This window comes from Myroides sp. LoEW2-1, from assembly GCF_009767705.1.
In the GTDB taxonomy this organism is placed as follows: Bacteria; Bacteroidota; Bacteroidia; order Flavobacteriales; family Flavobacteriaceae; genus Flavobacterium; species Flavobacterium album_A.
In genome coordinates this window covers 1-9,484 of the sequence record NZ_WSPP01000323.1, presented here as the reverse complement: position 1 = coordinate 9,484, position 9,484 = coordinate 1, and the positions used below count along the sequence as shown (strand labels likewise).

Genomic DNA, 9,484 nt, shown 5'->3' with positions numbered 1-9,484 from the left:
GAAATAGATAGTGTTTTTCATTGTAATGGTTTAATTTTGCTACATTACAATAAGAAATGACTCTTATTCGTTTGGAATTAAGATTGCATTACTTTTAAGAGTATTCAATCAAAAAATAAAAGAGTTTAGAATAGTTTTGTTAGTTTTTGTTATATCGATTATGGATAAATATTGATTACAAGGTATTAACTAATAAAAAGAATAGAATTTAATTGAGGTAAAAAAATGAAGAAAAAGATTGTAATCACTGGTGGAGCTGGTTTTATTGGCTCTCATGTTGTTCGACAATTTGTATTAAAATATCCTGAATATCATATCTATAACCTTGATGCTCTAACTTACGCAGGTAATTTAGAAAATCTTAGAGATATTGAAAATGCTGCTAATTATACTTTTGTAAAAGGTGATATCACTGATGAAGAATTTATACAAGAGTTGTTTCAAAAAGAACAGTTTGATGGAGTAATTCACTTAGCGGCAGAGTCACATGTTGACCGTTCTATTACTGATCCATTAGCTTTTGTTAAAACAAATGTCATAGGTACTGTGAATCTACTTCAAGCATTTAAAGCACTATGGCAGGACAATTGGCAGGACAAGCGTTTTTACCATGTTAGTACGGACGAGGTTTATGGAACTTTAGGGGAAAGTGGTCTTTTTACAGAAACAACATCCTACGATCCTAATTCACCTTATTCTGCATCTAAAGCAAGTTCAGATCACTTTGTACGTGCTTATGGTGAGACTTATAATATGCCCTATGTAATTAGTAATTGCTCTAATAATTATGGACCGAATCACTTCCCAGAGAAGTTAATCCCCTTGTGTATACACAATATAATTCACAATAAACCATTGCCAATCTATGGAGATGGAAAATATACACGTGATTGGTTATTTGTCATTGATCATGCAAGAGCTATAGACGATGTGTTTCACAAAGGAGGTAATACAGAGACATATAATATTGGAGGATTTAATGAGTGGCAGAATATTGACTTAGTGAAAGAATTGTGTAAGCAGATGGATCAAGTGTTAGGTCGTACCGCAGGTGAGAGTGAGCAACTAATTACTTTTGTCAAAGACAGACCAGGACATGATTTACGTTATGCTATTGATGCTACTAAGATTAATAAGGAATTAGGGTGGAGTCCTTCTGTAACCTTTCCAGAAGGGTTAGCCAAGACAATTGATTGGTATATGAATAATCAAGAGTGGTTAGCGAATGTGACCAGTGGAGCATATCAAGATTACTACAAAGAGCAATATAAGTAATAGTTGACAGTTTACTGTTAAGGGTTTATAGAGATGCAAAGGTACAATACTTTGCGATTAATAATAGATTGTTGATTTGTTTTTTTGCTGCAGAGCATATCTAAAAACAAAATCTCAAGAAGACAAAAAGGCTTAAAAAAATATGAAAGGAATAATATTAGCTGGAGGTTCTGGTACCAGATTACACCCTCTCACATTAGCAGTATCAAAACAATTGTTGCCAATATATGATAAACCGATGATTTATTATCCATTGTCAGTTTTGATGTTGGCAGGTATTCGTGAGATATTGATTATTTCCACGCCACATGACTTGCCTAATTTTCAAAAGCTTTTTGGAGATGGGAGTCAATTAGGTATCCAATTAAGTTATGCTGAACAACCAACTCCTGACGGGTTAGCACAAGCTTTTATTATAGGGGAGGAGTTTATAGGTAATGACGATGTATGTTTAGTGTTGGGAGACAATATTTTTTATGGGGCTGGATTACAACAAATATTGAATAAATCAGTAGAAACCGTGAAAAATGAACAGAAGGCGGTAGTGTTTGGATATTATGTAAATGATCCCGAACGCTATGGCGTAGCTGAGTTTGATAAAGATGGAAATGTCTTGAGTTTGGAGGAAAAGCCAGTTGCACCTAAATCTAATTATGCTGTTGTAGGATTATATTTTTATCCCAATTCTGTCGTTAAAATTGCAAAACAAGTAAAACCTTCTCATAGAGGTGAATTAGAAATTACTTCTGTGAATCAAGCTTATTTAACTAATGATACATTAAAGTTACAAACTATGGGGCGTGGATTTGCTTGGTTAGATACAGGAACACATGAGTCACTAACTGAAGCAACTGAGTTTGTTAAAGCGGTTGAGAAACGCACAAGTTTAAAAATTGCTTGTTTAGAAGAGATTGCTATTCTCATGAAATTTATAACTAAAGAATCAGTTTTTGAAAATATAAAGGATTTAAAAGGAGATTATTTTGAATACTTGAAACGCATTGCTAAATAGAAATGAAAGAACCGCAATTAATAGATTTACCTAAGTTCGCTGATAAACGTGGTAGTTTATCAATTATTCAAGAGTTAGTAAATATACCTTTTGTTATTGAACGAGTATATTGGATATATGATGTTCCTGGTGGAGAGATTAGAGGTAGTCATGCTTTTAAAGAGCAGCAAGAGCTAATTGTGGCTTTGTCGGGATCTTTTGATGTAGTGTTACATGACGGAGAAAAAGAACAAGTTTTTTCTTTAAACCGAAGCAATAAAGGTGTATTGGTACCTAAATTATATTGGAGAACAATAAGAAATTTTTCGTCTAATGCCTTAGCTTTTGTTTTGGCGAGTACAAGATATAGTGAGACTGATTATATCCGTGATTTTGATGAATTTATTAAATTAAGAAATCAACATGAATAGAGTATCTCTTGCGGATTGTAAAATTATACAATTACCTAAAATAGACAATGATGCTGGATGCATAACACCTGTTGAAAACAACAAAGATTTACCATTTAATGTTAAACGAGTTTTTTATCTCTATGATATTAAAGGAGGAGAAGAAAGAGGGAATCACGCTCATAAAGAATGTCATCAATTTCTAATTGCTGCGAGCGGATCTTTTGATGTTATTTTAGATGATGGTGTTGATAAAAAGAGAGTGTTTCTCAATAGAGCAGATGTTGGTTTACATATTCCTCCTGGCATTTGGGCAACAGAAATTAATTTCTCAAGTGGTTCAATTTGTTTAGTATTAGCTTCGCATGGTTATGATGAAGCAGATTATTTTAGAAATTACAATGATTATTTAGCATATTATGAAAGAGGTTAAGATTCATCCTTTAGCCGATGTGCAAAGTGTTAATATCGGAGAAGGTACACAAATTTGGCAATTCGTAGTTGTTTTGAAACAGGCTGAAATTGGCAAAAATTGCAATATAAATTGTAATGTTTTTATTGAGAATGATGTTGTTGTTGGAGATAATGTAACTGTAAAATCTGGTGTTCAACTATGGGATGGTATAAAGGTGGAGGACAATTGTTTTATTGGACCTAATGTAACGTTTACAAATGATTTAATTCCCAGATCTAAGGTGTATCCTTTGCGATTTGAACAAACTGTTTTGAAAAAAGGTTGTTCTATTGGAGCTAACAGCACTTTACTAGGTGGAATTACAATTGGTGAAGGGGCATTAATAGGTGCAGGTAGCGTAGTAACTAAAGATGTTGAACCTTTTGGTGTTTATTACGGAAATCCTGCTAAGTTGAAAGGTTTTATTTCGGCAGAAGGAGAAATTACTCCTGCTGAAAAGTAGTATTTGATTAACAAAATAGAGAATATGATTAAGTTTTTAGATTTACAAAAGATAAATAATCTGTATAAAGCAGATTTTCAACAAGCCTTTGAACAAACTTTAGATTCAGGTTGGTTCTTACAAGGTAACAATGTAAAAGCATTTGAAGAGTCGTATGCAAAATACTGTGGAGTAAAGCATGCTATAGGAGTAGCAAATGGATTAGATGCTTTAGTGTTAATTTTACGTGCATATAAAGAATTAGGGATATTAAAAGATGGAGATGAGGTTATCGTACCTTCTAATACTTATATAGCAAGTATTCTATCTATTACGGCTAATAATTTGGTGCCAATATTAGTAGAACCTGATATGGATACATTTAATTTGGATCCTAATCTAATAGAAAATCATATAACACCTAAAACGAAAGTTATCTTAGTGGTACATTTATATGGACAATTAGCCGATATGAAAGCCATTAATGCAATAGCAAAAAATCATAATCTTAAAGTAATAGAAGATGGAGCTCAGTCTCATGGAGCTCAGTTAGATGGAAAAGTATCTGGAGGAATTGGGGATGCAGCAGGACATAGTTTCTATCCAGGTAAGAACTTAGGTGCCTTGGCAGATGCAGGTGCTGTAACGACTAATGATGATGAGTTAGCAACTGTAATTCGTGCGCTATTAAATTATGGATCACATGTAAAATATCAAAACTTATACAAAGGGGTTAACAGTCGTTTAGATGAGATGAATGCAGCTTTTTTAGAGATTAAGTTAGGGAAATTAGCTACTGTAATAGAAAAGCGTAGAGCCGTAGCAAATATGTATTTATCAGGAATTAAAAACAGCAAGATTATTTTGCCTAAAGTAGAGAAAATAGATGCTCATGTTTGGCACTTATTTGTAATTCGAACAAATCAACGTGAAGCTTTACAAAACTACCTTTTAGAAAATGGTATTCAAACTTTAATTCACTATCCAATTCCTCCTCATAAACAAAAAGCATACGAAGAGATGAAAGAATTGCATTTGCCTATTAGTGAATTACTTCATACTCAAGTTTTGAGTCTGCCAATAAGCGAGGTAATCGAACATAAAGATGTAGCTTATATTATTGATTGTTTGAATAAGTTTTAATGAAATTAATAAGTACAACATTATATTCCGGATTAATTACTATTGTAAAGACTACTGCTGCATTTGTTTCCACAAAAATAGTCGCTATGTTTGTAGGGGCTGCAGGTGTGGCAACCATTGGAGCTTTTGGAAATTTCTTGAATATTGTGTTAGCCTTTGCCAATGGAGCTATTCAAACAGGAGTTGTTAAGTATACTGCTGAATATCAAGATGATGTAGAAAAAAGTAAGAAGCTTTTTAGTACTTCGTTCCGCATTTCTGTATTGTGTTCTTTGGCAATAGGAGCTTTACTATTGGCGCTTTCTAACTGGTTATCTACACTGATTTTTGCAACTTCTCAGTATGGAACTATTGTGCGTGTCTTGGGTGTTACTATTGTTTTTTATGCATTAAATAGTTTATTAATATCTGTATTAAACGGAAAAGGATTAATAAAAATATATTCTATTGTTAATATGGCAGGGAGTCTTTTGGGACTTGTATTAACATGTGTATTAGTTTACTTTTTTCAAATAGAAGGGGCTTTATTAGCATTGATATTGTCACAAACTGCTATATTTTTCGTGTCTCTATTTATCGTGTACAAGAAAAAACTGATTGTGCATGAAATTAAATGGAGTCTTTATGATAGAGATATAGCGAAGAAATTAAGTGGATATAGCCTTATGGCTATTGTTAGTGCAATGACTGTTCCTGTAGCACAAATTCTTATTAGAAATATGTTGACTGTTAATATGGGGATTGATTCTGCTGGTATTTGGCAAGGTATGATAAGAGTTTCTGATGCTTACTTATTAATCATTAATACAGCCTTAGGTACATACTATTTGCCTAAGTTATCTACTCTTATTGATAGAGAGGATATCACTCGCGAGTTGTATAAAGGTTTTAAGCTTATAATGCCTTTAGTGGTAGTTAGTTGTCTTATAATGTATGTACTTAGGTTTTTTGTAATTAGGATTTTATATACACCTGAATTTTATATAATGGAAGAGTTGTTTTTGTGGCAATTGTTAGGTGATATATTTAAAATTGCAGCTTTCTTGTTGGCTTATTTGATGTTAGCAAAAGCATTAACTAAAGTCTATATTATTACAGAAATTATTTTTTCGGTTTTATATGTTGTTTTATCTTATATCATGATTCCAATTTACGGAGTTAAAGGTGCTACACTTGCTTTTTTCTTTAATTATATTGGTTATTTTGTGTTTATGAGTATCTACTTTAAAGACTATTTATTTAGAAATGGAAGAGTTTAACAAAACTATTGTTTTTTTTTATCCTAGTAAGGTTGTTGGTGGTGCAGAGTATTTATTTATGCGTAGCGCTTTGTTTATGGCAGAACAAATGAATCTAAAAGTTCAGTATATTGACTATGCTGACGGGTTTGTAGCGCGAGAGCTGAGTGGATCTAAGAGTGTTGAATTCATAGTCTATAGTGATTTGGTGAAAGTGAAATTAAAAGAGAATCAAATTGTTATTTGTCCTTTTTCCTCTGCTTTTTGGGTCAACATTAGTTTGAAAGGCAATTACAGTATTTTGTTTTGGTCTATACATCCAGCAGGATTGTATGAGCGAGTAGCGACTTACTGCAAGTTCTCTAGATTTAAGTATACTGATTTTACTTCTGATATTAATGCTTTATTAAATCATAATGCTGTTGTTTTTATGGATGGTTCCAATGTAGACTATCAGAGAGATAAGTTTAACTTCTCATTGCATAAAGAAGATTTTTTACCTATTTTCTGTTTAGAGAAACAAGTACCACTTGTATCTAAAAAGGTACCGACAGCTACAATTCATTTGGGATGGCTAGGTAGGTTGTGTATTGAAAAAGTTAATCCTTTGATTAATGTTTTAAGACATTTAAAACTTCGTGCTTTAACTAATCATGATCAACAGTTTATATTTCATATTATCGGGGATGGAGAATGTCGTTACTTAGTGGAGAAAGAGAGTTTGCCAAGAAATGTTAGTATTTGTTTTCATGGAGTTGTAACTGGGGCTGAATTATACGATTTTATTTATCAAAATATTGATGTTATGTTTGGGATGGGAACCTCTACTTTAGAGGTCGCTAGCTTAAAGAAGGCTATTATCTTAGTAGATTTGTCTTTTGAAGAAATGCAGATGAATAACCAATTTAGATGGTTGTATGAGTCAACGCGTTATTCAGTAGGAGATGAGTATAAGAAAGAGGTTGTGTACAATCATAGTTTCGATGAAGTAATTGACGTGATAACTAATGGTAAATTAGCAGCGATTGAGAATGAATGTTATAACTACTTTAAGCAGTACCACACCATAGAGCACACGTGTAATGAGTTATATCATAGAGCAGTATCTAGTACTTTAGATAGTATAAGCTTTAGAAAGACTAAGTTTAATAAAGTTTTTATTTATGGTATTTTATTTAAGATTAAACGATTTAAAAACAGTTTATTGAAATAAATTGTTGTCTTTTCATTAGTTATGAGTATTAATGAAAGAGTAAATGTAAATTAGTATGAAAAAGAATTTAATAATATTTGGTACACGTCCTGAGGCGATTAAAATGGCGCCTTTAGTAAAGGAATTTAAAAAGCGTAGCGATGAGTTCGATACTCGTGTTTGTGTAACAGCACAGCATAGAGAAATGCTTGATCAAGTTTTGTCTTTTTTTGGAATTGAACCAGAGTATGATTTAAATTTGATGAAACCCAATCAAAACCTGTATTCTTTGACAGGTGAAATTATTACTGGTTTAAAGCCAATATTAGAAGATTTTGAACCTGACTACGTTTATGTACATGGCGATACAACTACTACTATGGCTGGGAGTATTGCTGCTTTTTATAGTGGTGCTAAAGTATGTCATGTAGAGGCAGGATTGCGAACTCATAATAAACGTGCTCCTTTTCCAGAGGAGATTAATAGACAGATTACAGGGCGCGTTGCAGATTATCATTTTGCTCCGACAAATGCTTCAAAAGAGAATTTAATTAAAGAGAATATAAGTCAGGAAGATATTCTAGTTACTGGTAATACTGTTATTGATGCACTTTTAGATAGTGTGGATCGAGTAGAGGATGTAGAAATTCAAGAAATTGAGTATCTAAAGCAAATTGTCAATTTCAATAAAAAATTAATATTAGTAACAGGACATAGACGTGAAAATCACGGAGATGGATTTATACGTATTTGTGAAGCTTTAAAGGAAATTGCAATAGCACATGATAATGTGCAGATTATTTATCCAGTGCATTTGAATCCGAATGTGAAAGAACCAGTTTATAAAATTTTATCTGATATTGAAAATATACAGTTGATAAATCCATTAGCTTATCCCTCTTTTGTTTGGTTAATGAATCAAAGTTATTTGATTATCACTGATAGTGGTGGAGTTCAAGAAGAAGCACCAAGCTTAGGAAAACCTGTACTTGTAATGCGTGAAACAACTGAAAGACCTGAGGCTGTAGAGGCTGGTACAGTTGTTTTGGTGGGAACAGACAAAGAGTTAATAGTTAACCAAGCAACAAAATTGTTACTTGATAAGCAATATTATACAGCAATGTCAGAATTACATAACCCTTATGGTGATGGGCAAGCTTGTAAACGTATAGTTGATTTTATTGCTAAATTGTAATTGTGATTAAACTTGGAAAGTATGGTATTAGATGACTTTTGTATGATCCAAGGTAAGTTATAGTATAGCAAGTATGTTAGTATAAAAAAAGTGCACTTTAAAGTGCACTTTTTTTACATCAAGAACAAACAAAAAAAAGTATGAAGTCAAAACTTCATACTTTTTAAGTAATTGCGTAATTCTCTTTTAAGAGAAGAGCTAAATTAAAACGGGTAATTAAGCTCTACGAACATTAACTGCGTTAAGTCCTTTTCTTCCATTCTCTACTTCGTAAGTAACCTCGTCGTTTTCACGGATACGGTCAACTAAACCTGTAGTATGTACGAAAATATCGTCTCCTCCGTTACTTGGAGTGATGAATCCAAAACCTTTTGTTTCATTGAAGAATTTTACTTTTCCTTCTTGCATGATGTAAATATTTAAAAATTGTAATAAACAGTTTATTGTATTTTCTGCACTTTCACAGCTCTAATACCTTTAGCGTTTTCTTCTTTCTGATAAGATATTAGCTCTCCTTTTTGCAGTGGGAAACCTACATCATTACTGTGAATAAACACGTTTTCTTTTGTTCCTTCTTCAGTGATAAATCCAAATCCTTTCTCACTTATAAAGGTTATTATTCCTTTGAACTCTGTTGTTTGGTTCTTAGGTTGTTTAGTTTTCTCTCTTTCCTTTTCTTGCTGATCAGGTGGGATGTCTGTTAAGTTTCCTAAATAATCTACATAAACAAGCATATCCTCTAAGTCCTTACCTTTGTTGTTGTTGGTTTTTCGGTCTTCTCTGCGTTCAGCCTTTTCTTTTTGTTTTTGTAACTTCTTTTTAATCTTTTCTTTCTTAGAAAAAGAGTCTGCCATAAATATTTGTATTTTATAATTATCTAATCCTTGAGTTAGTATTAAGCGATCTGCACTGTGTCAGAATACTTAATGGGTAAACAGAACTCAAACTGTTAAACATATTATAAGTAGTGTGCTAGTTTCAGCTAGTCAAATAACTTGTAGATAGGAAAAGAAGACCAGATTGTGGTGCTGTTTTATATTCTTCTCGTATCGATAAATATGAATTATCTAAATGAGAATAAAGAATAGATGCTTAGAAGAATAATCTGGTAGGAATATATGTATAAAAGCAAAAAACTTTATTG

Annotated in this window: 11 protein-coding genes; 9 read left to right on the top strand and 2 right to left on the bottom strand. The window is 32.4% G+C overall.

Annotation, left to right across the window (positions count from 1 at the left end; genetic code table 11):
• The first annotated feature begins 225 nt into the window (after positions 1-225).
• The 9 genes from rfbB to wecB all read left to right on the top strand — a co-directional run bounded on the left by rfbB (position 226) and on the right by wecB (position 8,340).
• Positions 226-1,275, top strand: a complete 1,050-nt coding sequence (gene rfbB, locus GOQ24_RS15295) for a dTDP-glucose 4,6-dehydratase (RefSeq protein WP_160340079.1) — start codon at positions 226-228, stop codon at positions 1,273-1,275.
• 142 nt (positions 1,276-1,417) lie between these two features.
• Positions 1,418-2,287, top strand: a complete 870-nt coding sequence (rfbA, locus tag GOQ24_RS15290) for a glucose-1-phosphate thymidylyltransferase RfbA (RefSeq protein ID WP_160340078.1) — start codon at positions 1,418-1,420, stop codon at positions 2,285-2,287.
• A 2-nt stretch (positions 2,288-2,289) separates the two neighbouring features.
• The gene (locus GOQ24_RS15285) at positions 2,290-2,697 is read left to right on the top strand and encodes a sugar 3,4-ketoisomerase (RefSeq protein ID WP_155092750.1); all 408 of its coding nucleotides are present in this window, start codon (positions 2,290-2,292) and stop codon (positions 2,695-2,697) included.
• On the top strand, positions 2,690-3,109 hold the full coding sequence (locus GOQ24_RS15280; RefSeq protein WP_155092749.1) for a sugar 3,4-ketoisomerase: 420 nt from the start codon (positions 2,690-2,692) through the stop codon (positions 3,107-3,109). The genes GOQ24_RS15285 and GOQ24_RS15280 overlap by 8 nt, the downstream gene beginning before the upstream one ends.
• A complete protein-coding gene (locus GOQ24_RS15275; RefSeq protein ID WP_155092748.1) occupies positions 3,096-3,593 on the top strand; it encodes an acyltransferase in 498 nt (165 codons plus the stop codon). Before GOQ24_RS15280 ends, GOQ24_RS15275 begins: the two co-directional genes overlap by 14 nt.
• A 24-nt stretch (positions 3,594-3,617) precedes the next feature.
• On the top strand, positions 3,618-4,715 hold the full coding sequence (locus GOQ24_RS15270) for a DegT/DnrJ/EryC1/StrS family aminotransferase (RefSeq protein WP_155092747.1): 1,098 nt from the start codon (positions 3,618-3,620) through the stop codon (positions 4,713-4,715).
• Positions 4,715-5,974 (top strand): O-antigen translocase, encoded by a 1,260-nt coding sequence (locus GOQ24_RS15265; protein ID WP_155092746.1) that lies wholly within the window; start codon positions 4,715-4,717, stop codon positions 5,972-5,974. The genes GOQ24_RS15270 and GOQ24_RS15265 overlap by 1 nt, the downstream gene beginning before the upstream one ends.
• Positions 5,961-7,166 carry a hypothetical protein gene (locus tag GOQ24_RS15260; protein WP_155092745.1) on the top strand — a complete coding sequence of 402 codons (1,206 nt, stop codon included), beginning with the start codon at positions 5,961-5,963 and terminating at the stop codon, positions 7,164-7,166. The genes GOQ24_RS15265 and GOQ24_RS15260 overlap by 14 nt, the downstream gene beginning before the upstream one ends.
• Positions 7,167-7,221: 55 nt before the next feature.
• On the top strand, positions 7,222-8,340 hold the full coding sequence (gene wecB, locus GOQ24_RS15255; protein ID WP_155092744.1) for a non-hydrolyzing UDP-N-acetylglucosamine 2-epimerase: 1,119 nt from the start codon (positions 7,222-7,224) through the stop codon (positions 8,338-8,340).
• A gap of 216 nt (positions 8,341-8,556) precedes the next feature.
• On the opposite strand, the gene GOQ24_RS15250 is transcribed toward wecB, so the two are convergent.
• Positions 8,557-8,748, bottom strand: a complete 192-nt coding sequence (locus tag GOQ24_RS15250; protein WP_155092743.1) for a cold-shock protein — start codon at positions 8,746-8,748, stop codon at positions 8,557-8,559.
• 32 nt (positions 8,749-8,780) lie between these two features.
• Positions 8,781-9,194: a cold-shock protein gene (locus tag GOQ24_RS15245; RefSeq protein WP_155092742.1), complete on the bottom strand. Its 414-nt coding sequence runs from the start codon at positions 9,192-9,194 to the stop codon at positions 8,781-8,783.
• Positions 9,195-9,484: the final 290 nt, after the last annotated feature.

Bases quoted from the DNA above. Each gene is read 5' to 3' on its own strand.
- rfbB (WP_160340079.1), top strand. From the start codon at position 226: ATGAAGAAAAAGATTGTAATCACTGGTGGAGCTGGTTTTATTGGCTCT.
- GOQ24_RS15270 (WP_155092747.1), top strand. From the start codon at position 3,618: ATGATTAAGTTTTTAGATTTACAAAAGATAAATAATCTGTATAAAGCA.
- GOQ24_RS15280 (WP_155092749.1), top strand. From the start codon at position 2,690: ATGAATAGAGTATCTCTTGCGGATTGTAAAATTATACAATTACCTAAA.
- GOQ24_RS15250 (WP_155092743.1), bottom strand. From the start codon at position 8,748: ATGCAAGAAGGAAAAGTAAAATTCTTCAATGAAACAAAAGGTTTTGGA.
- wecB (WP_155092744.1), top strand. From the start codon at position 7,222: ATGAAAAAGAATTTAATAATATTTGGTACACGTCCTGAGGCGATTAAA.
- GOQ24_RS15285 (WP_155092750.1), top strand. From the start codon at position 2,290: ATGAAAGAACCGCAATTAATAGATTTACCTAAGTTCGCTGATAAACGT.
- rfbA (WP_160340078.1), top strand. From the start codon at position 1,418: ATGAAAGGAATAATATTAGCTGGAGGTTCTGGTACCAGATTACACCCT.
- GOQ24_RS15260 (WP_155092745.1), top strand. From the start codon at position 5,961: ATGGAAGAGTTTAACAAAACTATTGTTTTTTTTTATCCTAGTAAGGTT.
- GOQ24_RS15245 (WP_155092742.1), bottom strand. From the start codon at position 9,194: ATGGCAGACTCTTTTTCTAAGAAAGAAAAGATTAAAAAGAAGTTACAA.
- GOQ24_RS15265 (WP_155092746.1), top strand. From the start codon at position 4,715: ATGAAATTAATAAGTACAACATTATATTCCGGATTAATTACTATTGTA.
- GOQ24_RS15275 (WP_155092748.1), top strand. From the start codon at position 3,096: ATGAAAGAGGTTAAGATTCATCCTTTAGCCGATGTGCAAAGTGTTAAT.